The 22,028-nt window shown below is 72.8% G+C and carries 23 protein-coding genes and 3 pseudogenes; 12 read left to right on the top strand and 14 right to left on the bottom strand.

All coding sequences use genetic code 11. The features are described 5' to 3' along the window. Position 1: 1 nt before the first annotated feature. From FIV44_RS13440 to FIV44_RS13410, 8 genes are all read right to left on the bottom strand, one after another. Positions 2-649: an amino acid ABC transporter permease gene (locus FIV44_RS13440; RefSeq protein WP_141004879.1), complete on the bottom strand. Its 648-nt coding sequence runs from the start codon at positions 647-649 to the stop codon at positions 2-4. A 2-nt stretch (positions 650-651) separates the two neighbouring features. After that, positions 652-1,428 (bottom strand): amino acid ABC transporter ATP-binding protein, encoded by a 777-nt coding sequence (locus FIV44_RS13435; RefSeq protein ID WP_141004878.1) that lies wholly within the window; start codon positions 1,426-1,428, stop codon positions 652-654. Between the two features lie 73 nt (positions 1,429-1,501). Continuing rightward, entirely contained in the window at positions 1,502-2,773 is a 1,272-nt protein-coding gene (locus FIV44_RS13430; protein ID WP_141004877.1) for a PucR family transcriptional regulator, read from the bottom strand. 58 nt (positions 2,774-2,831) lie between these two features. After that, positions 2,832-3,845, bottom strand: a complete 1,014-nt coding sequence (locus FIV44_RS13425) for an adenylate/guanylate cyclase domain-containing protein (protein WP_141004876.1) — start codon at positions 3,843-3,845, stop codon at positions 2,832-2,834. Between the two features lie 18 nt (positions 3,846-3,863). Further along, complete coding sequence (locus FIV44_RS13420) at positions 3,864-4,238, bottom strand: Crp/Fnr family transcriptional regulator (RefSeq protein ID WP_141004875.1); 375 nt, start codon at positions 4,236-4,238, stop codon at positions 3,864-3,866. 131 nt (positions 4,239-4,369) lie between these two features. Next, positions 4,370-5,407: an arginine deiminase family protein gene (locus FIV44_RS13415; RefSeq protein WP_342778896.1), complete on the bottom strand. Its 1,038-nt coding sequence runs from the start codon at positions 5,405-5,407 to the stop codon at positions 4,370-4,372. Further along, entirely contained in the window at positions 5,395-5,619 is a 225-nt protein-coding gene (locus FIV44_RS33570) for an arginine deiminase family protein (protein WP_342778895.1), read from the bottom strand. Before FIV44_RS33570 ends, FIV44_RS13415 begins: the two co-directional genes overlap by 13 nt. An 11-nt stretch (positions 5,620-5,630) precedes the next feature. After that, complete coding sequence (locus tag FIV44_RS13410; RefSeq protein ID WP_141004874.1) at positions 5,631-6,467, bottom strand: prephenate dehydratase; 837 nt, start codon at positions 6,465-6,467, stop codon at positions 5,631-5,633. A gap of 203 nt (positions 6,468-6,670) precedes the next feature. Between FIV44_RS13410 and FIV44_RS13405 the strand changes: the two are divergent. From FIV44_RS13405 to FIV44_RS13385, 6 genes and pseudogenes are all read left to right on the top strand, one after another. Beyond that, positions 6,671-7,590, top strand: a pseudogene (locus FIV44_RS13405) (FecCD family ABC transporter permease). 61 nt (positions 7,591-7,651) lie between these two features. Further along, positions 7,652-8,059: an iron chelate uptake ABC transporter family permease subunit gene (locus FIV44_RS33180; RefSeq protein WP_181411158.1), complete on the top strand. Its 408-nt coding sequence runs from the start codon at positions 7,652-7,654 to the stop codon at positions 8,057-8,059. Then, positions 8,023-8,643 (top strand): FecCD family ABC transporter permease, encoded by a 621-nt coding sequence (locus FIV44_RS30475; RefSeq protein WP_181411157.1) that lies wholly within the window; start codon positions 8,023-8,025, stop codon positions 8,641-8,643. The genes FIV44_RS33180 and FIV44_RS30475 overlap by 37 nt, the downstream gene beginning before the upstream one ends. Continuing rightward, positions 8,640-9,500, top strand: a complete 861-nt coding sequence (locus FIV44_RS13395) for an ABC transporter ATP-binding protein (protein WP_141004872.1) — start codon at positions 8,640-8,642, stop codon at positions 9,498-9,500. Before FIV44_RS30475 ends, FIV44_RS13395 begins: the two co-directional genes overlap by 4 nt. Positions 9,501-9,699: 199 nt before the next feature. Further along, positions 9,700-10,530: an ABC transporter substrate-binding protein gene (locus FIV44_RS13390; RefSeq protein WP_141004871.1), complete on the top strand. Its 831-nt coding sequence runs from the start codon at positions 9,700-9,702 to the stop codon at positions 10,528-10,530. A gap of 91 nt (positions 10,531-10,621) precedes the next feature. Beyond that, positions 10,622-11,020 carry a DUF4446 family protein gene (locus FIV44_RS13385; protein ID WP_141004870.1) on the top strand — a complete coding sequence of 133 codons (399 nt, stop codon included), beginning with the start codon at positions 10,622-10,624 and terminating at the stop codon, positions 11,018-11,020. A gap of 67 nt (positions 11,021-11,087) precedes the next feature. Here FIV44_RS13385 and FIV44_RS13380 read toward each other — a convergent pair whose 3' ends face one another. Both FIV44_RS13380 and FIV44_RS13375 read right to left on the bottom strand, forming a co-directional pair. Next, positions 11,088-12,671, bottom strand: a complete 1,584-nt coding sequence (locus tag FIV44_RS13380; protein WP_141004869.1) for a bifunctional phosphatase PAP2/diacylglycerol kinase family protein — start codon at positions 12,669-12,671, stop codon at positions 11,088-11,090. 64 nt (positions 12,672-12,735) lie between these two features. After that, positions 12,736-13,329 carry a mycothiol transferase gene (locus FIV44_RS13375; protein ID WP_141004868.1) on the bottom strand — a complete coding sequence of 198 codons (594 nt, stop codon included), beginning with the start codon at positions 13,327-13,329 and terminating at the stop codon, positions 12,736-12,738. Between the two features lie 87 nt (positions 13,330-13,416). Between FIV44_RS13375 and FIV44_RS34050 the strand changes: the two are divergent. The 4 genes and pseudogenes from FIV44_RS34050 (at position 13,417) to FIV44_RS13355 (ending at position 17,388) form a co-directional block, all read left to right on the top strand. After that, a pseudogene (locus FIV44_RS34050) lies at positions 13,417-14,459 on the top strand (aldo/keto reductase). 158 nt (positions 14,460-14,617) lie between these two features. Beyond that, a pseudogene (gene serS / locus FIV44_RS13365) lies at positions 14,618-15,896 on the top strand (serine--tRNA ligase). Continuing rightward, positions 15,893-16,765 carry an HAD family hydrolase gene (locus FIV44_RS13360; protein WP_246086941.1) on the top strand — a complete coding sequence of 291 codons (873 nt, stop codon included), beginning with the start codon at positions 15,893-15,895 and terminating at the stop codon, positions 16,763-16,765. Before serS ends, FIV44_RS13360 begins: the two are co-directional and overlap by 4 nt. Continuing rightward, the gene (locus FIV44_RS13355) at positions 16,762-17,388 is read left to right on the top strand and encodes a hypothetical protein (RefSeq protein ID WP_141004867.1); all 627 of its coding nucleotides are present in this window, start codon (positions 16,762-16,764) and stop codon (positions 17,386-17,388) included. Before FIV44_RS13360 ends, FIV44_RS13355 begins: the two co-directional genes overlap by 4 nt. Before the next feature lie 13 nt (positions 17,389-17,401). Here the strand turns inward: FIV44_RS13355 and FIV44_RS13350 are convergent, their stop codons facing one another. The 4 genes from FIV44_RS13350 to mobA form a co-directional block, all read right to left on the bottom strand. Then, entirely contained in the window at positions 17,402-18,019 is a 618-nt protein-coding gene (locus tag FIV44_RS13350; protein ID WP_141004866.1) for a bacterial proteasome activator family protein, read from the bottom strand. 10 nt (positions 18,020-18,029) lie between these two features. Further along, positions 18,030-19,013: an NAD(P)H-quinone oxidoreductase gene (locus FIV44_RS13345; protein WP_141004865.1), complete on the bottom strand. Its 984-nt coding sequence runs from the start codon at positions 19,011-19,013 to the stop codon at positions 18,030-18,032. Positions 19,014-19,099: 86 nt separating this feature from the next. After that, positions 19,100-19,423, bottom strand: coding sequence for a DUF6457 domain-containing protein (locus FIV44_RS13340; RefSeq protein ID WP_141004864.1), 324 nt, complete (start codon positions 19,421-19,423; stop codon positions 19,100-19,102). Positions 19,424-19,478: 55 nt separating this feature from the next. Next, on the bottom strand, positions 19,479-20,072 hold the full coding sequence (gene mobA / locus FIV44_RS13335) for a molybdenum cofactor guanylyltransferase (protein ID WP_141004863.1): 594 nt from the start codon (positions 20,070-20,072) through the stop codon (positions 19,479-19,481). 37 nt (positions 20,073-20,109) lie between these two features. Between mobA and FIV44_RS13330 the strand changes: the two genes are divergently transcribed. Both FIV44_RS13330 and FIV44_RS13325 read left to right on the top strand, forming a co-directional pair. After that, positions 20,110-20,904 (top strand): carbon-nitrogen hydrolase family protein, encoded by a 795-nt coding sequence (locus FIV44_RS13330; RefSeq protein WP_246086940.1) that lies wholly within the window; start codon positions 20,110-20,112, stop codon positions 20,902-20,904. Positions 20,905-20,997: 93 nt separating this feature from the next. Continuing rightward, complete coding sequence (locus FIV44_RS13325) at positions 20,998-22,017, top strand: hypothetical protein (RefSeq protein ID WP_141004861.1); 1,020 nt, start codon at positions 20,998-21,000, stop codon at positions 22,015-22,017. Positions 22,018-22,028 lie beyond the last annotated feature (11 nt).

The raw sequence follows: 22,028 nt of genomic DNA, 5'->3' as shown, positions 1-22,028 counted from the left end.
GTCACGCTCCCGCCAGTCGTCGGGACAGGACCCGGTCCGATCCCCTGGCCAGCAGGGCGAACGGCACGCCGAGAAGGATGTACAGCAGGCCTGCGACGGTGAAGTTGGCCAGCCCGTTCAGGTCCTGCTGGGTGAGCTGGACCGCGTGGAAGGTGATGTCGTTGGCGCCGATCACGGAGGCGATGGCGCTGTCCTTCAGCAGGGCGATGGCGAAGGTCGCCATGGGCGGCACGACGACGACGAGAGCCTGCGGCAGGATGACGCGCCCGTACGTCTGGAGACGGGGGAGCGCCAGAGCTCGGGTCGCCTCCCACTGGCCGACGGGCACCGCGTTCAGGCCGGCACGGTAGACCTCGGAGAGGTGGGCCGCGTAGATGAGGCCCAGGCCGACGACGGCGGCCTGGAAGGTCGTGAGCCGCACCTGGTCGCTGCTGAACAACGAGTAGTAGATGAGGAAGAGCCAGACGATCGGCGGGACGGCCCGCAGCACCTCCACGATCACCACTGCCGGCATCCGGACCAGCCAGAACGGAGAGCGACGCAGGATCGCCAGCGGCAGCCCCAGGACGGCCGCGATGGCGAAGGAGGCAAGGGTGATCTCGATGGTCTGGGGGATGCCCGCCGCCAGCTCTCGAAGGATCGTGTCCACGCCTAGCGGTTCCTGACCGCGTTGAGGAAGCGCTGGGTCCGTGGGTGCTGCGGATCCCGCATGAGCTTGCCGGCGGTGTTCTGCTCGACGACGCGGCCGTCGGCCATGAAGACGACGCGATCCGCCACGTCCTCGGCGAAGTGCATCTCGTGGGTGACGACCAGCATCGTCATGCCTTCGGCAGCGAGGGTGCGCATCGTGGTCAGGACCTCGGCGCCGAGCTCCGGGTCGAGGGCCGAGGTCGGCTCGTCGAACAGCATCACCTTCGGGTCCATCGCCAGGGCGCGCGCGATGGCGATCCGCTGCTGCTGACCGCCGGAGCACTTGCCGGGCTTGACGTGCGCGTGCTCGGCGAGGCCGACATGGGTCAGCTGCGCCAGGGCGCGCTCGCGCGCCTGCTCCTTCGGGATCCCCAAGGTGTGGACGGGGGCGAGCATCACGTTCTGCAGGGCCGTCAGGTGGGGGAAGAGGTTGAACGACTGGAACACCATCCCCACCTCCCTCCGGAGCAGGTCGAGCGTTCGACGGGAGCCGCCGACCTCGACGCCGTCCAGCAGGATCCGGCCCTTGCTCGCCGGTTCGAGGAAGTTGATGGCGCGCAGCAGGCTGCTCTTCCCGGCGCCGCTCGGGCCGATCAGCGCGACGACCTCGCCGGCGGCGACGTCGAGCGAGACGTCGTGGACGACCTCGTGGTGCCGGTAGGCGACGCACACTCCGTCGAGCGTCAGCAGCGGGCCGGACGCGAGGCTCCTGGCCGTCTGGTGCTGCGAGTGACTCATGAAGCTCCGCCTTCCCGACGTGATCTGGTCACCAAGTATGGGAGGGCGTGACAGCCGTTGCTATCGGCAAAAGTCAGCTACTTCGGCGGGGGTTGTCGACGATTGTCGATCCACCGCGATCAGCCGTCGGAACCCCTCCGGTCAGCCGTGCGAGCTTCAGACCGAGGTGCAGCGTGAGGCGATCCCCGCCGTCGTCGAGGTCGAGCCCGGTCACCTCCTCGATCCGCGCCAGCCGCTGGTACAGGGTGGCCCGATGGATGTGGAGGGCTTCGGCGGAGCGTCGCATGCTGCCCGCCAGATCGAGGAAGGTCTCCGCGGTGGCGAGGAGGACGTCACCGTTCCTGCTGGCTGCCAACCGGGCGAGGGGCATCGCAGGTGCGCCCAGGGCGAGCTCCTGCGGGTCCAGGCGGGCGAGCAGGCCGTACACGCCCAGCGAGTCCCAGGTCACCACGTCGTCCGTGCGGGACAGGAACCGCGCCGCGCGGACCGCGACCACGGCCTCCTGGTAGGACCGATGCGCATCCGTCAGTCGCGATCGTCGGTCGCCGACGCCCACCATGGCGCTCGTGCGCGTTCGCTCGGCTGCGTTGGCCATCAGGCGGTGCATGACCTTGTCCGGCTCCTGCGCAGCGCCTTCGGACGGATGGGCGACGAGGACGACGAGCTCGTGGGATCTCGGCAGGCACAGGATGGCGGGGGTCGTGCTCATGCTCGTGCCGTGCTGCGCCGTCTGGAGGAGTGCGTCGGACAGGCCTTCGCCGGTCGGATCCCTGGGCGCGATGATCCCGATGGTGACCTCCGTGTCCGGTGGCACCAGCTCCTCGTCGAGGGCCTCGTGCGCGGCCGCGGCACGCGTCGGCTCGTCCGCGGAGATCAGGTCGCGGAGCAGCGAGCTCGCCCGAGCCTGTCGGCGCTGCAGGAACAGCTCCCGCCGGTAGAGGATCATCCCGGTCTGATCGGCGACGAGCGCTGTGTCCCTCAGGTCCTCCGCGGTGATGCACTCGTCGTCGATGAGCCACAGATATCCGAGCAGCACGCCGGCGCAGCGCACGGGCGCGCAGATGCGCGGCTTCGCTCCCAGCCCGACGGGCGGCTCGATGCGTCGAGGGCCGTCGAGGTCCGCGATTCCCAGGGCGAGGACCTGGGCCTGGAGCTCCGGATCGACGCCCCTGCCGAGGATGGACTGCACCCGGACGGTGTCCTCGTCGCCGAAGTGTCGACTGGCGGCGATCAGGTTCAAGGCGACGTCGTCGAGGGCGACCGATCGCTGCAGGCGCTCAGCCAGCAGGTCGATGAGCTCTTGGAGGCTCTCCGACTTCTGCAGTGACTCCGCGCCCATCGACATCGGCCCGAGCCTACCGAGATGGAGGGGCCACCTCGTCCGCTCGAACCTCCTCGGGGAGTCAGGAGGGTTGGAGGGCCCAGACCTTGAGCCGTGAGTACCCCTTCACCGAGACCCGTCGCAGCCTCCGGAACCGGTACGACGCCCCGCGGGTCTCGTCGTCGTCGTGCTCCACGGTGCGGCCGGTGAGCGCCTCGTAGGTGCCGAGGTCGACGAGCACCGAGCTGGGCCGGGCGACGGAGGTGAGCCGGGCGGCGATGTTGACGACGGGACCGAACACGTCGCCCAGGCGGGTGACCACCTCGCCGTACGCGATGCCGGCGCGGACGGCCGGGAACGGGTCGTCGGGGTCGGCGCCGCGGCGGGTGAGCTCGAGGGCGATGTCGGCCATCGCCTCGGGGGAGTCGGCGACGATGAGCAGCTCGTCGCCGATGTTCTTGATGATCCGGCCGCCGCGGTCGACGGTGAGGCCGAGCACGGCGGACTCGAAGGACTCCAGCCAGGTCACCAGCTCGCGGTCGGTGAGGGTGCGCGAGCGGGAGGTGTAGCCGACGATGTCGACGAAGCAGACGGCGAGCGTCGCGGTCGGGCCGGAGGAGCGCTCGGCGAGGAGGCGCGCGCCGGCGCTGAGCAGGTGGCGGCGCCAGACGTAGCTCTGCAGCTCCTCGACCCGCGGCAGGGTCTCGTCGGAGATCGCGAGCAGCCCCTCCGTCAGGTCGGCGCCGGCCTCGGCGGCGACGGACGCGAGGAGCGCGACCTGCCAGTCGGCGAGCCGCGCGAAGCTGCGGCCCCAGGTGCGGACCAGGCCGTCCTGCCGCTCCTGGCTGAGGATGCCGAGCCGGATCAGGTCGCTGGTGAGCTGCAGCGCGCGGACGTCGGCGCTGGTGAAGGCCGCCTCGTCGTCGGGGACGTGGGCGAAGCCGAGCAGGTGCCACAGCTCGTCGGCGGTCTCCAGGGGTACGCCGGCGCGCTCGGCCACCTCCTGCTGGGTGAGCCACGGCGCCTCGCCGAGCAGGTGCTCCTCGAGCGCGTCGACGACCCCGCCGTCACCGGCAGGGTCGTCGGCAGCGGTCACGACGGTGCGGGCCCGGGCTCAGGCCGGGTCGCCGAGGCGCGACTGCGCGACCTCGACGAGCGCGTCGTGGAACGCCGGCCACTCGGCGTCCAGTTCGCGCAGGGTCTCGTCGGTGAGGTGGATCGTGTCGAGCGGCGTGAGCGCGACGATGGTGGCGTTGCGCAGCTTGTGGCCGACGATCGCGGCCTCGCCGACGATGTCGCCGGGACCGAGCTGCGCGATCTCGGCGCCGTCGCGCCGGACCGAGACGTTGCCGGCGAGGATGATGTACGCCTTGTCGGCGGGGGTGTCCTCCCAGATCGGCGACCAGCCCTCGGGGAGCTTCACCCGCCGCCCCGTCGCGCTGATCCGCGCGATCTCCTGAGGCGAGAAGTGCTCGAAGAACGTTGCCATGCTGACCCTTTCGCTGTGCCCGGCGCAGGCCGCCCGGCTCACCTTCTCTCTCCCCGACCTTCGTCGCCGACCCTAGTAGGCGCGGAGCCGAAGCGGGAGACACCTGTCACAACGTGTCAGGGATAGCCGGGTTATCCGGCGGCGCCGAGCGGGTCGCGGAGCACGGGGCAGCTCAGGCACCGGGGCCCGCCGCGACCGGACCCGAGCTCGGAGCCGGCGATGCGCAGCACCTCGATGCCGGCCTCCTCGAGCCGTGCGTTCGTGGCGTCGTTGCGCTCGTACGCCACCGCCACGCCGGGCTCCAGCGCGAGCGTGTTGTTGCCGTCGTCCCACTGCTCGCGCTCGGCGGTCACCGGGTCCAGGCCGGTGTCGATGCGGTGCAGCCGCTCGATCCCCATCGCCTTCGCCGCGGCGGCCAGGAACGGCTCGGGCGGGGCGACGACGAGCTCCGGCGAGCCCGGCTCGCGCGCCGTCACGGCGTACGCCGTCAGGGTGTCCGCGACGCCCGGGTACATCACGACCCGGTCGACGTCGACCATCGTGCAGACGGTGTCGAGGTGCATCGTCGCCCGCTCCTGGGCGATCGGCACTGCCAGGACGGTCGTCGCGAGCCCGGCCGTCAGGAGCTGCCGGGCGAGCCGCTCGGCGCCGGCGGGCGTGGTCCGCTCCCCGACGCCGAGCGCGACGACCCCGGGGGCGAGGAGCAGGACGTCGCCGCCCTCGACGTGCTCGTGGGCGTGGCCCTCGATCCGGCGGCCGCCGGCGAAGCGGGGGTGGAAGCGGTAGACGAGGCCGGTGAGCTGGGACTCCCGCCGCCGGGCGCGCATCGCCAGCGTGGTGACCAGCACGCGATCGGGCAGCCACACCGAGGAGTCGCGGGTGAAGAGCAGGTTGGGGAGCGGGTCGACGAGGAAGGCCTGCGGCGGGAGGAGCGAGGTGACCAGGCTGTGCACCGCCCGCCCGCCGCGCAGCTCGTCGTTGCGGATGCCGGCGACCAGCAGCCGGGTCAGCTCCTCGGGCGCCGCCTCGCCGAGGACACCGCGCAGGTGGTCGCGTACGGCGTCGCCGAGTGCCGGGCCCGCGGAGCCGTCGGTGGTCGTCTCGATCACGTGGTCGCGGGCGTCCGGATCGGCGAGGGTCTCGGCCAGCAGGTCGATCAGGTGCAGCACCTCGACGCCCCGCCCCGCAGCACCTCCGCGAAGGCGTCGTGCTCCTCCTGCGCGCGGGCGACCCACGGGATGCCGTCGAACAGCAGCCGGTCGTTGTTGCCCGGCGTGAGCCGCTCGAGCTCGGGGCCGGGCCGGTGCAGGATCACCGTCCGCAGCCGGCCGACCTCGCTGTCGGCGCCGTACTCCCGAGACTGCGACATGGTGGGTGCCATGGTGGGTGCCCTCAGCCGCGGAACGGGTCCGCGGGGTAGACGCCGAGCACCTTGATGTCGGTGGTGAAGAAGGTCAGCTCCTCCAGCGCCCGCTTGAGGCCGGGGTCGTCGGGGTGCCCGTCGACCTCGGCGAGGAACTGGGTCGCGGCGAACTCCCCGCCGACCATGTAGCTCTCCAGCTTGGTCATGTTGATGCCGTTGGTCGCGAACCCGCCGAGCGCCTTGTAGAGCGCGGCGGGCAGGTTGCGCACGTTGAAGACGAAGCTGGTGACGACCGGGCCGTTGCCCTGGGGGGCGGCCACGAAGTCCGGTGAGAGGACGACGAACCGCGTGGTGTTGTGGTCCTCGTCCTCGACGTCCTCGCGCAGGATCTCCAGCCCGTAGATCTCGGCGGCGAGCGGCGGCGCGATGGCGGCCTGGGTCGGGTCGGCCGCCTCGGCGATCTCGCGGGCGGCGCCCGCGGTGTCGCCGGAGATGACCGGCGTGAGCCCCAGCTCGCGGATGACCTTGCGGCACTGGCCGAGCGCGTGGACGTGGCTGTGCACGGTGCGGATCGTGTCGGCGGACGCCCCCGGCATCACCATCAGGTGGAACTGGATGCGCAGGAAGTGCTCGGCGACGATGTGCAGCCCCGAGTCGGGGAGGAAGTGGTGGATGTCGGCCACCCGGCCGGCGATCGAGTTGTCGATCGGGAGCAGCGCCAGGTCGCAGTCGCCGCTGGCGACGGCGGCGAAGACGTCCTCGAACGAGGCGCACGCCACGGCCTCCGCCTCCGGGTAGTGCTGCTTGCACACGATGTGCGAGTTGGCGCCGGGTTCCCCTGGTACGCGATGCGGGCCATGGGCCAAGGGTAGGGCGTGGGCGCGGCGGCCCGGCGTCCCGGATCCGGACGGGACGAGACACTAAGGGAAGCCTTCCCTTAGGGTGGCCCCTCGTGACCGCCGCCCTCACCGACCCCGGCCCGCCCGATGTGCGGGTCGGGCTGTCCCGTCGCCTCACCGCGACGGTGGTCGCCCTCGCCGGCGTCGCGGTCGCCTGCCTGGTCAGCCTGATGATCGGCAACCAGGCGCTCAGCCCGGGCACCGTGCTGCGGGCGCTGTGGAGCGACGAGAGCTCCGGCGCCCGCGACATCGTCCGCGGCCTGCGGATGGACCGCACGATCATCGGGGTGGCCGTCGGGCTCGCCCTCGGCGCCGCCGGCGCGCTGATGCAGGCGCTCGCCCGCAACCCGCTGGCCGACCCCGGCCTGCTCGGCGTCAACGCCGGGGCGGCGGCCGCGATCGTCACCGGCATCGCGGTCCTCCACGTGGAGAGCCCGCACGTGCAGATCTGGTTCGCCTTCGCCGGGGCCGCCGCGGCGTCGCTCGCCGTGTACGTCCTCGGCTCGGGCGGCCGGTCGTCGACGACGCCCCTGCGCCTGGCGCTCGCGGGCGCCGCGCTCAGCGCCGTGCTGGCGGCGTACGTCAACGGGATCGCGCTCTCCAGCCAGCCGGCGTTCGACAAGATGCGCTTCTGGCTGGTCGGCTCCCTGGTCGGGCAGGACCTCTCCGTCCTGGTCGACGCGCTGCCCTTCCTCGCCCTCGGGCTGGTCGCCGCGCTGGTCATCACCCCGCCCTCAACGCGATGGCGCTCGGCGAGGACTCCGGCCGCGCGCTCGGCGTCAACATCGGGCGGCTGCGGCTGGTCACCGCCGCCGCGATCACCCTGCTCTGCGGGACGGCCACCGCCATCGCCGGGCCGATCGTGTTCCTCGGGCTCGTCGTCCCCCACATCGCACGGTTCGTCGTGGGGCCGGACCAGCGGTGGGTCGTACCGCTGTCGATGCTCTACTCCGCGATCCTGCTGCTCCTCGCCGACACCGTCGGTCGCGTCGTCACCCGCGACGAGGTGGAGGCCGGGATCATGACCGCCTTCCTCGGGGCCCCGGTCTTCATCGCCCTGGTCCGCCGTCGTCGGCTGGCCCACCTATGACCGCCCAGGCGGGCCCCGCCCGCTGCCGCTGCGTGCCTATCGGGCGCGCGGGGTGTCGGTCGTGGTCACCCCGCGCTACCTGCTCGTCTGCCTCACCCTCGTCGTGCTCGCGCTCGTCGCCGGCGTCGCGGCGGTGCTCGTCGGCGAGGTCCAGATGTCCATGTCGCGGCTGTGGGTGACGATCCACGGCGACGGCAACACGCTCGAGCAGTACCTCGTCTTCGACTCCCGGCTGCCGCGGGTGGTCGGCGCCGTGGTCGTCGGCGCCGCGCTCGGGCTGTCCGGCTCGATCTTCCAGACCGTCTCGCGCAACCCGCTCGGCAGCCCGGACGTGATCGGCTTCGAGACCGGCGCCTCGACCGGCGGCCTGATCGCGCTGCTGGTCCTCGGCACCGGCTTCGCGGGGCCTCGGTCGGCGCCGTCACCGGCGGGGTGGCGACCGCGATCGTCGTCTACTGCCTCGCCCTGACCAACGGCGTCGACGGGCTGCGGCTGGTCCTCATCGGCGTCGGCACCGGCATGCTGCTGCTCTCGGTCAACTCGATGCTGATCGTCAAGGCCAACATCTACGACGCCCAGTCCGCTGGTGGCTGGCTGGTCGGCACCCTCGCCGGCGCGGGGTGGGACGAGCTGAAGTGGCTGGCGCTCGGCATCGCCGTCCTGGGCGCGGCCGCCCTGGGCCTCTCCCGTGCGCTGCTGCTCTCCGAGCTCTCCGACGAGAGCGCCGCCGGCCTCGGGCAGCGGACCGGGCGGGTGCGCCTGGCGGCGATCGTCGTCGGCGTCCTGCTGAGCAGCCTCGCCGTGGCGGCTGCGGGACCGATCGTGTTCGTCGCGCTCACCGCGCCGCAGATCGCGCGCCGGCTCACCGGGGCGAGCGGACCCAACCTGCTCGCCTCCGCGCTGACCGGGTCGCTGCTGCTGGTGCTGTCCGACCACGCCGCCCGCGAGCTGTTCCAGCCCCGCCAGGTGCCGGTCGGGGTCGTCACCGGCTTCCTCGGCGGCATCTTCCTCGCGTGGCTGCTGACCCGCGAATGGCGAAAGGGACGTGCATGAGCACTCACGAGCAGCGGCTCTGGACCGAGGGGGTGACCCTCGGCTACGACCGCCGGATCATCAGCGAGGACCTCACCGTCGTCATCCCCGACGGCTCCTTCACCGTCATCGTCGGCGCCAACGGCTGCGGGAAGTCGACGCTGCTGCGCGGCCTGGCCCGCCTCCTCAAGCCGGCCCACGGCGTCGTCCACCTCGACGGGCGATCCATCGCCGGCTACCACTCCAAGGAGGTGGCCCGCCGCCTCGGCCTGCTGCCCCAGGCGCAGGTGGCACCGGACGGCATCACCGTGGTCGACCTGGTCTCGCGCGGCCGCTACCCGCACCAGAGCATGCTCCGGCAGTGGAGCCGCGAGGACGAGGACGCCGTCCGGGAGGCGCTCGCCGTCACCCACACCACCGACCTCGCCGGGCGGCTGGTCGACGAGCTCTCCGGCGGCCAGCGGCAGCGGGTCTGGCTGGCGATGGCGCTGGCCCAGCGGACCGAGATCCTGCTCCTGGACGAGCCCACGACGTACCTCGACATCGCCCACCAGGTCGAGGTCCTCGACCTGTGCGAGGAGCTCACGAGCGAGCGCGGCTACACGCTGGTCGCGGTGCTGCACGACCTCAACCTCGCCTGCCGCTACGCCTCGCACCTGATCGCGATGAAGGACGGCTCGGTCGTCGCCGAGGGACCTCCCGCGGAGATCGTCACCGCCGACCTCGTCGAGGAGGTCTACGGCCTCCCCTGCGTGGTCACCACCGACCCCGAGACGGGCACCCCGCTCGTCATCCCCAGGAAGCTCCGGCTCGGCAGCACGCGCGCCGGTGATGCGTCGACATCCCCGTCGACCGGACAACAGGAGGAAATCCGATGAACCGACGGCTCGCCACCCGGCGCATGCCCCTCGCGGCCGCGACCGCGGTCGCCCTGATCGCCACCCTCACCGCCTGCGGCGAGGGCGACACCAACACGGCCGACGCCAAGAAGGACGAGGTGGGGAGTGCCAGGCGCCCGAGCCCGCCGGCACCTTCGAGTACACCGACGCGCGCGACAAGACCGTCACGCTGGACACGGTGCCCACCAATGTCGTCGCCCAGAGCAGCGTCGCGGCGGGCCTGTGGGACGCCGGCTACCAGGTCGACGGCGTGTACGGCGAGCTCGGCGACGACCCCGGCTCGGTCTTCCAGCGCGGCAACGTCGACCTGTCCAAGGTGGAGAAGATCGGCAGCACGTACGGCGAGTTCGACGTCGACGCCTACGCCAAGCTGCAGCCCGACCTGCTGATCGACTACTCCTTCGGCGGCGTGCTCTGGTACGTCCCGAGCAAGCAGGAGAAGCAGATCGAGAAGCTGGCCCCGATCATCGGCGTCAACGGCCAGCCCAAGGACATCGACGAGGCCATCGGCCTGTTCACCGACCTCGCCGCCAAGCTCGGCGCCGACACCACGTGCAACGAGGAGCTCAACGCGGCGAAGGAGACCTACCAGGAGGGCCTGAAGAAGGTCGGCGAGAGCGCCGGCGACCTCAAGGTGCTCATCGCCTCCGCGGCCGAGGACTCCCTCTACATCGTCAACCCCACCGACCTCCCGGAGACCCAGACCTTCGAGCAGGCCGGCGTGGACCTCATCGAGGCACCCGACCCCGACACCGGCAACGTCTTCACCCAGCTCAGCTGGGAGAAGGCCAGCGAGTTCGCCGACGCCGACGTGATCCTGCTCGACGGCCGCAACACCGAGGACGTCAAGAAGAAGCTCGAGACGATCGACACCTGGGCCAACCTGCCCGCCGTCCAGGCCGGCCAGGTCTACACCTGGTACGCCGGCGCGCCGTACTCGTACCAGTCCTACACCAAGATCCTCGACGAGCTCGCCGACGACCTGGCGAAGTCGCAGGACCTCGGCTGATCCGCAGCACCCTCCCGACGGATCGGCCCGGCCCGGCGCGTGCGAGCGCGCCGGGCCGTCGGCCTGTCGGCGATCATCTAGCGTTGCGGGCATGGCCGTAGCGCTCGCGATCCTCGCCCTCCTCGTGGCCCTCGCCGCCCTCGGCCTCGCCCTGCGGAGCGGCCGCCCGGCGCCGGGCGCGACCGCCGACGACCTCCCCGCGGACGCCGCCGGCCTGCGCCGCGAGGTCGCCGCGCTCCGCGCCGAGGCTGCCGGCGCCCTGCGCCATCTCGCCGTCGTCCGGTACGACGCCTTCGACGAGATGGGCGGCCTCCTGTCCTGGTCGCTCGCCCTGCTCGACGACGCCGGCGACGGCGTCGTGCTCACCTCGATCCGCGGCCGCAACGAGGCGCGCACCTACGCCAAGTCGGTCGCCGGCTGGAGCAGCGACCAGGAGCTGTCGCCCGAGGAGTCCGAGGCGGTCGCCCACGCCCGCCTCGCCCGCTCCTGAACCGCGCCCCATGCGTATTCGTCGTCGATCACGGCATTCAGCGACAAATACGCATGGGGCGCGGTGCCTACACCGTCCGCGGCACCCGCACCAGCACCCGGCCGTGGATGCACTCCATCCGCAGCTCCGAGCCGAGCCCGATCGTGTCGCCGTCGAGCTGGCGCGGCACCTCGCCCGACGCGCGTACGACGACCTTCCGGCCGGTCATCCGGGCCACCGACTCGCCGGCGTTGCGCTCGCGCCGGGTCACGACGCGCAGCACCAGCGGGATCCAGCTCAGGAACCGGCGCGGGTACAGCAGCACCACGTCGAGCTGGCCGTCGTCGATGGTGGCGTCGGGGAGCAGGTTCATGCCGCCCTGCAGGCTGCCGACGTTGCCGATGACGCAGGTGCGGGCGCGGTGCTTGGTGAACGGGCTGTCGTCGACGGAGACCTCCAGCCTCATCGCCGGGAACATCAGCCCCTTGAGGGCGGCGAGCACGTAGGCCAGCCAGCCGACCTTCTTCTTGAGCTCCTCGTTGACGCCCTCCATGATCGCGGCGTCGAAGCCCATCCCGGCCATGACCATGAAGTGCGTGGGCTCGATCCCGTCGCCGTCGACCTCGACCATGTCGATGGCCCGGTCCTGGCCGGTGAGCGCGATGTCGATCGCGGCCCGGATGAACAGCGGGATCTCCAGGTTGCGGGCCAGCAGGTTGCCGGTGCCCGCGGGTACGACGCCCACCGGGATGCCGGTCCCGGCCAGCTCCGCGCACACCTCGCGCACGGTGCCGTCGCCGCCGCACACGATGACCAGGTCGGCGCCGTCGACGGCGGCCTGCTCGGCCTGGCCGGTGCCGGAGTCCTCGACGGTGGTGAGATACCAGCGCGGCTCGTGCCAGCCGGACTCCGCCGCCAGCTGGGTCACCAGCGCCTGGAACTGCTCGACGGACTCCACCTTGATCGGGTTCAGTACGACGGCCAGGTTGCGCGCCGACGGGAACGGCTCGGGCAGCGGCTCGGCCTTCAGCGCGTGGCTGCGCGGCAGCGGGTTGTAGAGCGCCACCCCGAGCAGCAGCACGCCGACGCCCAGCAGGGTGCCGCCCACGACGTCGCTGGGGAAGTGGCGGCCGAGCAGGATCCGGTCCGCGGCGACGAGGGCCCACATCAGCACCGCGAGCGTCGAGAGGAGCCGGCGGATCGCCGGTCGTCGTACCAGCATGACGGCGAGCAGCACCACCAGACCGCTCATCGCGGCCGCGGCGGAGGTGTGGCCGGAGGGGAAGGCGTTGGAGTGCAGGAAGTACTCCGGGTCCTGCCAGATCGGCCGGCCGCGCCCGACCAGCACCTTGGTGCCGTAGGTGAGCAGCGCGGTCGCCGCCATCACCGCCGCGACCAGGATCCCGGCGCGGCGGTGGCCCCGTACGAGCAGCACGACGGCCAGCACGACGGTGATCCCGGTCATCGCGGGGGTGCCGAAGGCGATCTCGATCGCGCGCAGCGGATGCTCCAGCCAGGCCTGGCCGGCGGCCCACTCGCGGGCGGACTCGCCGTGGGCGTCGAGGTCCAGCAGCCACGACCACCCGGCGGAGACGGCGCCGGCCACGCCCGCGAACAGCGCGAGCAGGATCAACGAGGCCAGGAGCGGGGTCCGCCGGGGTCGGTCGAGCACTCCCGGAGGATAGGTCAACCGCTGTCGGGACCGCGCAGCGGCGGCGCGGCGAGCGCGGAGCGTCTCAGGCGCCGATCGTCCCCGGCGCCGGCTCGTACGGCGTGAAGAACGGGTTGGCCGGAGCGCCCTCGACGGTGAGCACCAGCGCCGGGACGGCGACCCCGTCGAGCTGCTCGCGGATGATGTCGGCGTGGCCCGCGTGGCGGGCGAACTCCTCCACCTGGTGCAGCAGGTAGAAGCGCAGGTGGATCGGCTGCGGCTCGAACCGGCCGTGCCAGGGCTCGGCCGGCGCCAGCACCTCGGCGCCGGGATCGGCGTCGGCCAGCGCGGCGAGCAGGTTGGCGCGGGCCGCATCCCAGGCGGCGAGGACCTCGACCGTCGTCTCGTCCTCGGCGAGCCGGAACTGCGCCAGGTAGTCCGCCACGCCGGCCTCGCTGGTGTCGTGCGCCGCCGCCTCGCCGCGCAGGCGCCCCAGCGCCCCTCGCATCCCGTGGAGGGTGTGCTTGAGCAGGCCGCCGATCGACAGCTCGCTGCGACACGGCGTGGCCCGGGCCTGCTCCTCGGTCAGGCCGTACGCCGCGGCCCGGATCGCGTCGAGCTGCTGGTCGATGTAGCGGGTCAGGCTGGTGATCTCGTCGTCGAGGGCGGGTGCGTACATGGGATCGCTCCTGTTCGTCGGGTGGTCCCGAACCTACGGCCGGGCACCGACACCGACGCGCCACGCGCCCCGGCTACCGTCGGGGTCATGACCTCCCCCTCATCCGAGCCCTCCTCTGAGCCCTCCTCTGAGCCCTCCTCTGAGCCCTCCTCCCCGCCTTCCTCGGCGACCCTCGGCCGCTCCGGCCTCGTCGTCTCCCGCGTGGGCCTCGGCTGCAACAACCTCGGCCGCCCGGGCGCCGCCACCGAGTCGCAGGAGGGCAGCGACCGGGTCGTCGGCGCCGCGCTGGACGCCGGGATCACCTTCTTCGACGTCGCCGACACCTACGGCGCCACACCCGGCCTCGCCGAGGAGCGGCTCGGGGCGGCGCTGGGCTCGCGCCGCTCCGAGGTGGTGGTGGCGACCAAGTTCGGCATGGACATGCGCGGCCACAACGGCCCGGACTTCGGCGCCCGCGGCTCCCGGCGCTACCTCCGCACCGCCGTCGAGGCCTCGCTGCGGCGGCTCGGCACCGACTGGATCGACCTCTACCAGTTCCACACCCCCGACCCGCGCACCCGATCGAGGAGACCCTGTCGGCCCTCGACGACCTCGTCCGGTCTGGGAAGGTGCGCTACCTCGGGCACTCCAACCGGGCCGGGTGGCAGATCGCGCAGGCCGAGTACGTCGCCCGCGAGCTCGGCGTCGAGAGGTTCGTCTCCGCGCAGAACCACTACAACCTCACCGACCGCCGCGCCGAGCTCGAGGTCCTCCCGGCCTGCCGCGCGTTCGAGATCGGCGTGCTGCCGTACTTCCCGCTCGCCAACGGCCTGCTCACCGGCAAGTACTCCTCCGGCTCCGCCCCCTCCGGGTCGCGGCTCTCGCGCACCCGCCAGCACCTGCTGGAGGATGCCGTCTCGCCGACGCTCAAGGCCTACTCGGCGTTCGCCGCCGCGCGCGGGGTCTCCGAGGTCACCGTGGCCATCGGCTGGCTGCTCGCCCAGTCGCCCGTCGCCTCCGTCATCGCCGGCGCCACCTCGCCCGAGCAGGTCGCCGCCAACGCCGCCGCCGACGCCTGGGTCCCCACCCCCGACGACCTCGCCGAGCTGGACGCGCTCTTCCCCGCTCCGGACCCGATCGCGCTGTTCTGAGGATGCAGGAATCACCGCTTAAGAGGTGCTTCCTGCACTTCTTGCCCGTTGCAACGGGCAAGAAGTGACAGTTTCGCCACTGAAGCGGCGATTCCTGCAGCACCGCCAGACCCAAACCGGGGCGCGGCGACGCGGACCCGGCGGATAGCCTGAGCGGCATGATCGACCCGCGCATCCTCCGCGACGAGCCCGACCGCGTCCGTGCCTCGCAGGCGAAGCGGGGCGCGTCCCCGGACGTGGTCGACCGTGCGCTGGAGGCCGACGCGGCCCGTCGTACGGCGATCGCCGCCTTCGAGGAGAAGCGCGCCGCCCAGAAGAGCTTCGGCAAGCAGGTCGCCCAGGCGCAGGGCGAGGAGAAGCAGGCGCTGCTCGCGCAGGTCAAGCAGCTCGCCGCCGAGGTCAAGGATCTCGAAGCAGCACAGACAAGCGCCGACGAGGCCTGGACCGACGCCCTCAAGGCGATCCCCAATGTCGTCGCCGACGAGACCCCGACCGGCGGCGAGGACGACTTCGTGGTCCTGGAGACCGTGGGCACCCCAGAGACTTCGCGAAAGAGGGCTTCGAGCCGCGCGACCACATCGAGCTCGGCCGCATCCTCGGCGCCATCGACCTGGAGAGAGGCGCCAAGGTCAGCGGCAGCCGGTTCTACTTCCTCACCGGCGTCGGCGCCCAGCTCGAGCTGGCGCTGGTCAACCTCGCCATGGAGCAGGCCCGCGACGCCGGCTTCACCCAGGTGATCGCCCCTCCCTCGTCAGAAGGGAGGCGATGGAGGGCACTGGCTACCTCGACCAGGGCGGCGGCGAGGACATCTACCGGATCGAGGGCGAGGAGATGTACCTCGTCGGCACGTCCGAGGTGCCGATGGCGGCGTACCACTCCAAGGAGATCCTCGACGGTACGACGCTCCCGAGGAGGTACGCCAGCTTCAGCCCCTGCTTCCGCAAGGAGGCCGGCTCGCACGGCAAGGACACCAAGGGGATCATCCGGGTCCACTGGTTCGACAAGGTCGAGATGTTCGTCTACGCCACCCTTGAGGACGCCGCCGCCGAGCACCAGCGGCTGCTCGCGTGGGAGAGGGAGTTCCTCGACAAGCTCGAGCTCGCCTACCGCATCGTCGACATCGCCGCCGGCGACCTCGGGTCGAGCGCGATCCGCAAGTTCGACTGCGAGGCGTGGATCCCGACCCAGGGCAAGTACCGCGAGCTCACCTCGACCTCCAACTGCACCGACTTCCAGACCCGCCGCCTCGACACCCGCGGCCGGTACGGCGACCGGACCGGCCCGGTCGCCACGCTCAACGGCACCCTCACCGCGATCACCCGCGCGATCGTCGCCGTCCTCGAGACCCATCAGCAGGCCGACGGCTCGGTCCGGGTCCCGAAGGCGCTGCGGCCCTTCCTGGGCGGGCTCGAGGTCCTGGAGCCCGTCACCCGATGAGCGCTCCGATGATCGCTCCGGCGAGCGACTGGCAGCCCCGCCTCGTCGCGCTCGACATCGACGGCACCCTGCTCAAGTGGGTCGCCGGCCTCGGCATGAGCCACGAGGAGGTCACCCCGGCCGTCCACGACGCCGTCCAGCGGGTCCTCGACTCCGGTGCGCACGTCGTCCTCGCCTCCGGCCGCGCGCCCCACAACATGACCGTGGTCGCCGACATGCTCGACCTCCACGGCCACGGCGAGCAGCTGTGGATCGTCGCCGCCAACGGCGCGGTCGTGCTGCGGTACCCGCCCGCCGAGGTCGTCCACGAGGTCACCTTCGACGCTCGCCCGGCCGTCGCGGCCGTCCTCGAGCAGCACCCGGACGCGCTGGTCGCGGTCGAGGAGCGGGGGATCGGCTACCGCGTGTCCGGCCCGTTCCCCGACGGCGAGCTCGGCGGTACGACGATCGTGGCCGCGGTCGAGGACATGGTCGCCGAGCCGGTCAGCCGCGTGATCATCCGCGACCCGAAGGCCACCGCGGAGGACTTCGTGCAGCTCGCCGCCAACCTCGGCCTCCACGGCACCGACTACGTCGTCGGCTGGACCGCCTGGCTCGACCTCGCGCCCGTCGGCGTCTCCAAGGCGTCCGGCCTGGAGTACGTCGCCCAGCAGCTCGGCGTCGACCGCGCCGACGTGCTCGCCATCGGCGACGGCCGCAACGACATCGAGATGCTGCAGTGGGCCGGCCGGGGCGTGGCCATGGGCCAGGCCGTCGACGAGGTGAAGGCGGTCGCCGACGCGGTCACCGACTCCGTCGACGTCGACGGCGCCGCGGTCGAGATCGGCCGCTGGTTCCCCGTCGCCGGATCTGGTGGGATGGACGGGTGAGACGCCTGCTTCCCGCCGCCCTGCTGGCGGCGTCCGCGCTGCTCGCCCTCCCCGGTGCCGCCGCCGGCACGGCGAGCGGCCTGCCCGCCGACTGCGCCGGCCTCGACCTCACCGACGAGGTGGCGGTCGACCAGCGGGCCGCGGCGTCCGACGACGTGTTCGTGGCCCGGGTCGACGCGGCCGCGCCGGTGAGCGGCTCCGGCCGGGTCGGGTACGGCGTGACGGTGGAGCGGTCCTACCTGGGCGACATCGCCAAGGGCCAGCAGGCCGCGGTGACCATCGACTGGCCGGTCGGCGCCCAGCCGGGCGTGCAGCAGGGGTCGTCGTACGTCTTCTTCACCGAGGACACCGTCGACGGCATCGTCGCCGACGCCTGCGGCGGGACGGTGCTGCTGCCGAAGGGCCTCACGCCGAAGATCGCGGACTCGCTGGAGCAGTTCCTCGCCTCCGTCGAGCCGCCGCCCGCGCCGACCCCGACCCCTGAGCCGGTGCGCTTCCACGAGCCCGCCGACCCGCTGGGCGACCCGCCGCAGATCGGACGGGTGCTCGCGTCGGGCGCCGCGATCAGCCTGATCGGCCTCCTCGGCCTGCTGCTGGTCTCGCGGCTCGGCCGACGTCGCTGAGCTCCGGCCGGCGTTACAGGTACATGCCGCCGGAGGACGACTGCTCGCCGCCCTCCTGCTCGGCCGTGGCCTGCGGGGCGCCGGGGGCGCCGGGCCCGCCCGGGGTGCCGGGCCCGCCGAGGCTCATGCCGGGCGGCAGCGCGCGGCGGATCTGCTCGAACTGGGCGCGGGCGGCCATCTGCTGGGCGTAGATCGCGGTCTGGATGCCGTGGAACAGCCCCTCCAGCCAGCCGACCAGCTGGGCCTGCGCGATCCGCAGCTCCGACTCCGAGGGGGTGGAGTCCTCCGTGAACGGCAGCGACAGCCGCTCCAGCTCCTCCACGAGCTCGGGGGCCAGGCCCTGCTCGAGCTCGGCGATCGAGGAGCGGTGGATGGCCGCGAGGCGGCTGCGGCTGGCCTCGTCGAGGGGCGCCGCCTTCACCTCCTCGAGGAGCTGGCGGATCATGCTGCCGATGCGCATGACCTTGGCCGGCTGCTCGACCAGGTCGGTCAGCGCCCGCTCCCCGTCGTCGTCGCCGTGGTCGGCGGACCCGGCCTGCTCGACGGCCGAGGCCGGCACGGTGCCGATCGGCTGCCCGTCGGGCCCGACCACGACGATCTGCTCTTCGCTCCCGGAGGCGTTCTCGGTCATGCGCCCCAACCTACCGTTCGGGGGTCAGCAGCACCTTGCCGACCGCCTCGCCCGACTCGATCATCCGGTGGGCGTCGGCGACGTCGTCCAGGGACAGGACGGCGGACACGACCGGCCGGATCGTGCCGTCGGCCACGAGCGGCCACACGTTCTCGACGACCGACGCGCAGATCCGGGCCTTGCCCTCGACCGGCCGGGAGCGGAGGGCGGTGGCGATCACCGCGCCGCGCTTGGACAGCAGCTGGCCGATGTTCAGCTCCGCCTTCGCCCCGCCCTGCATGCCGATGATGACGAGCTTGCCCTCGTCGGCGAGCACGTCGACGTTGCGACTGAGGTACTTGGCCCCCATGTTGTCGAGGACGACGTCCGCGCCCGCGCCGCCGGTCGCCGTACGCACGACCTCGACGAAGTCCTCGTCGCGGTAGTTGATGGCGACCTCGGCGCCGAGCTCGCGGCAGCGGGCGAGCTTCTCCTCGCTACCCGCGGTCGTGAAGACCCGCGCGCCGGACGCGGCGGCGAGCTGGATCGCGAAGGTGCCGATGCCGCCGCCCCCGCCGTGCACCAGGAAGGCGTCGCCGGGACGCAGCCCGGCGACCATGAACACGTTCGACCACACCGTGCACGCCACCTCGGGCAGCGCCGCGGCGGTGACCAGGTCGACGCCGTCGGGGACCGGCATCACCTGCCCCGCCGGTACGACGACCCGGCTCGCGTAGCCGCCACCGGCCAGCAGCGCGCACACCTCGTCGCCCACCGCCCAGCCGTCGACGCCCTCGCCGAGCGCCGCGACCGTGCCGCTGCACTCCAGGCCGATCACGTCCGACGCGCCGGGCGGCGGCGGGTAGTAGCCCTGGCGCTGCAGCAGGTCGGCCCGGTTCACGGCCGTGGCGGCGACGTCCAGGAGGATCTCGCCCGGCCCGGGGGCTGGGTCGGGCAGCTCGGTGACGACGAGGGTCTCGGGCCCGCCGGGGGCGGTCTGGGTGACGGCGCGCATGCCCCTAGTCTGGCCGGTCCGCGCGCCCCATGCGTTCTCGTCCCGAATTAGGGCGTTCCGCGACGAATACGCATGGGGCGCGGGGATCAGACCAGGGAGTCCTCGTCGTCGTACTCCGCGGCGGCGAGCTCGTCGACCTCGACGTCCTCGACCTCGACGTCCACTGCGCCCGCGGGCCGGTCCCAGGACTCCGCGAGCGTCTGCGCCTTCGCGGCGAGCAGCTCGACGGCGTCGGGGTCGGCGCCCTGCTCGCCGGCGGCGAAGCCCAGCAGGAAGGCGGTCACGGGACCCGCGGCCGGGTGGACGTTCTCGTGCGTGATCCCGGCGAGGTCGCCCAGCAGGCCCTCGTCAGCCTCGGCCTCGATGTCCAGGGCGTCGCACAACTCGTCGATCCAGTCGTGGAGGTTCACCCGACCAGAGTGATACGACCGCCGGTCTCTGACAAGGCCTGGCGGTAGTCCGGGATCACTCCAGAGACGGTCCCTCGGAGGCGACGTCGCGCAGGTCGCTCCAGGTGTCGATGTCGCGGGCCTCGCCGCCGGCCGGCGCGACCTCGACGAGGTCGAGCGGCTCCAGCAGCGCGCGGACCGACAGGCCGTGCTGCCCCTCGTGGTCCGGACGTACGGCGTCCAACCGCGCCGTCTCCACCACGAACGCCAGCTGCCGGCGACCGGCGCCGTCCGCCAGCACCGCGCCCTCGTGCCCGACCGCCGCCTCGTGCAGCCGCCGGAAGGTGCCGGGCGTGAGCCGCGGCATGTCCACCGCGAGCACCGCGATGGTCGGGAACGTCCGCAGCAGCACGTCGCGCCCGGTCAGCAGGCCCGCCGCGGGGCCGCCGTACCGGGGCTCCTCGACGACGAAGGTCACCGGCCGCTCGGTCGGCACCTGGTGCCCGACGACCACCACCTCCCCGGCGTCGACGACCGCGTCGAGCGCGTGCTCGAGCAGGGTCCGGCCGTCGACCTCGATCGAGGCCTTGTCGAAGCCGCCCAGCCGGCTGCCCCGGCCGCCGGCCAGCACGACGGCGGCGAATCCGGACAGTCCGAGCTCGATGACCACCCCAGAAGTCTCCCAAACCGGGGCCTACGCTGGCACCGTGACGACCCCCACGCTCCGCCTCGCCCTGGTGCAGGCCGCGTCGGCGCTCGACCCCGCGGCCAATCGCGACGCGCTCGCCCGGCTGGCCGCGGAGCACGCCGGCGACGCCGACCTCGTGGTGTTCCCCGAGGCCTTCGCCCGCGACTTCGGGGAGGCCGGCTCCGACATCAGCGCGTACGCCGAGCCGCTCGACGGCCCGTTCGGCGCCACCCTCGCCGATGCCGCGGCCGCGCAGGGCACCACGGTCGTGGCCGGCATGTTCGAGCGCGGGCCGGACGCCGAGCGGCCCTACAACACGCTCCTGGTGCGGGGGGAGGCGACGGCGTCGTACCGGAAGGTGCACCTGTACGACTCCTTCGGCTACCGCGAGTCCGACCGCCTCACCGCCGGCCCGCTCGAGCCGGTCGTCGTCGACCTGCACGGCTGGCGGGTCGGGCTGATGACCTGCTACGACCTCCGCTTCCCCGAGCTCGCCCGGGCGCTGGTCGACCGCGGCGCCGAGGTGCTCGTCGTACCTGCTGCGTGGGTGGCCGGCTCGCGCAAGGTGCACCACTGGCGCACCCTGCTGACCGCGCGCGCGATCGAGAACACCGTGTACGTCGCCGCCGCCGGCCAGCCCGCCCGGCGCTACTGCGGGCACTCGCTGGTGGTCGACCCCTTCGGCGAGGTGCTCGCCGAGGCCGGCCCGGGGAGCCCCGACGAGCCCGAGGTGGTCCGGGCCGTCGCGGAGCGGTCGGTGCTCGAGGAGGCCCGTCGGGTCAACCCCTCTTTGGAAAACCGTCGTCTGTGCTGATTGCCCGAGCGCGTCTCCGGCGACGCGAAAGCCAACAAGTTCCCGGAGGTCGCCTCCCGCCGCGCTGCCGGGCGACGAGTAGGCTGCTCCTCCGTGTCCCGTGCCCCCTCCCGTGTCCCGCTCGAGCAGCGCATCGGTGAGTTCGGGGCCTCGCGGGCGCCGCTGGTGACGTGGTTCACGCTGGTCGTCCTCGCCACCGCCGCGCTGGTCTGCGCGATGGTGCCGGTCGGCCCCGAGTGGCTCGGCACCGCCGGCGCGGTCACCGTCGCCACGACGTTCACCTGGGGCCTCGCCGCGCGCACCGGCGGCCGGTCGCTCGTGTTCGCCCCGCTCGCCCTGGGCTGCGGCCTGGTCGCCGTCGCGAGTGACAACGACCTGCTGCTGACCGGGGCCGCGGTCGGCACCTCGGCCGTCGCCGCCGTCCTCGGCGTGATGATCACCGTCCCGGCGGCCGGCATCGCCACCGCCGCCAGGGAGTGCGTCGTCGGCCTGCTCGTCGCCGGCGTCGGCGCGATGGCGACCGTCGGCTTCGAGCCGGCGATCCAGAAGGAGCGCTTCGAGTACGTCGGGCTCGGGCTCGCCTTCGTCGGCGCGAGCGTCCTCGTCCACCGCCTCGGCGCCGGCTTCCACGGCCTGGGCCGCCGGGGCCTGGTCATCGTGGGGATCGGCGCCGTCGTGCTCGCCATGACCCTGCTCTACGCCGAGCTGCTGCGCCGCTACGGCTCCACCGGGCTGGTCGACCAGCTGCTGGACTGGGTGTCGTGGAGCCGGGAGAACCTCGGCGCGTTCCCGCGCCCGATCGCCACCGTGCTCGGCGTACCCGCCCTCGCCTACGGCTGCCACATGCGGGCCCGCCGCCGCCAGGGGTGGTGGGTGTGCGCCTTCGGCGTCGCCGCCACCTCGCCCACCGCGACCGCCCTCGCCAACCCGGCCGTCTCGGTCGAGGAGGCCACCCTGTCGGTGGTCTACGGGCTGGTCGTGGGCCTGGTCCTCGGCTGGCTCCTCATCCGCCTCGACCTCGCGCTGACCGGCAACCGGGGCCGGCGCAGCCGGGTCGCCGAGCAGGCGGCCGCCGTGCGACCGGAGCCCGGGCGGTTCGCGCCGCTGTTGTGAGGCGGTCCCGT

It is taken from the genome of Nocardioides humi (assembly GCF_006494775.1).
GTDB lineage: Bacteria > Actinomycetota > Actinomycetes > Propionibacteriales > Nocardioidaceae > Nocardioides > Nocardioides humi.
This window is presented reverse-complemented; position numbering and strand designations above follow the sequence as displayed.

Coding starts and splice junctions, on each gene's coding strand:
- FIV44_RS13435 (WP_141004878.1), bottom strand. CDS start 1,428: ATGAGTCACTCGCAGCACCAGACGGCCAGGAGCCTCGCGTCCGGCCCG.
- FIV44_RS13430 (WP_141004877.1), bottom strand. CDS start 2,773: ATGTCGATGGGCGCGGAGTCACTGCAGAAGTCGGAGAGCCTCCAAGAG.
- FIV44_RS13420 (WP_141004875.1), bottom strand. CDS start 4,238: ATGGCAACGTTCTTCGAGCACTTCTCGCCTCAGGAGATCGCGCGGATC.
- FIV44_RS33570 (WP_342778895.1), bottom strand. CDS start 5,619: ATGGCACCCACCATGTCGCAGTCTCGGGAGTACGGCGCCGACAGCGAG.
- FIV44_RS13395 (WP_141004872.1), top strand. CDS start 8,640: ATGAGCACTCACGAGCAGCGGCTCTGGACCGAGGGGGTGACCCTCGGC.
- FIV44_RS13385 (WP_141004870.1), top strand. CDS start 10,622: ATGGCCGTAGCGCTCGCGATCCTCGCCCTCCTCGTGGCCCTCGCCGCC.
- FIV44_RS13375 (WP_141004868.1), bottom strand. CDS start 13,329: ATGTACGCACCCGCCCTCGACGACGAGATCACCAGCCTGACCCGCTAC.
- FIV44_RS13360 (WP_246086941.1), top strand. CDS start 15,893: ATGAGCGCTCCGATGATCGCTCCGGCGAGCGACTGGCAGCCCCGCCTC.
- FIV44_RS13350 (WP_141004866.1), bottom strand. CDS start 18,019: ATGACCGAGAACGCCTCCGGGAGCGAAGAGCAGATCGTCGTGGTCGGG.
- FIV44_RS13345 (WP_141004865.1), bottom strand. CDS start 19,013: ATGCGCGCCGTCACCCAGACCGCCCCCGGCGGGCCCGAGACCCTCGTC.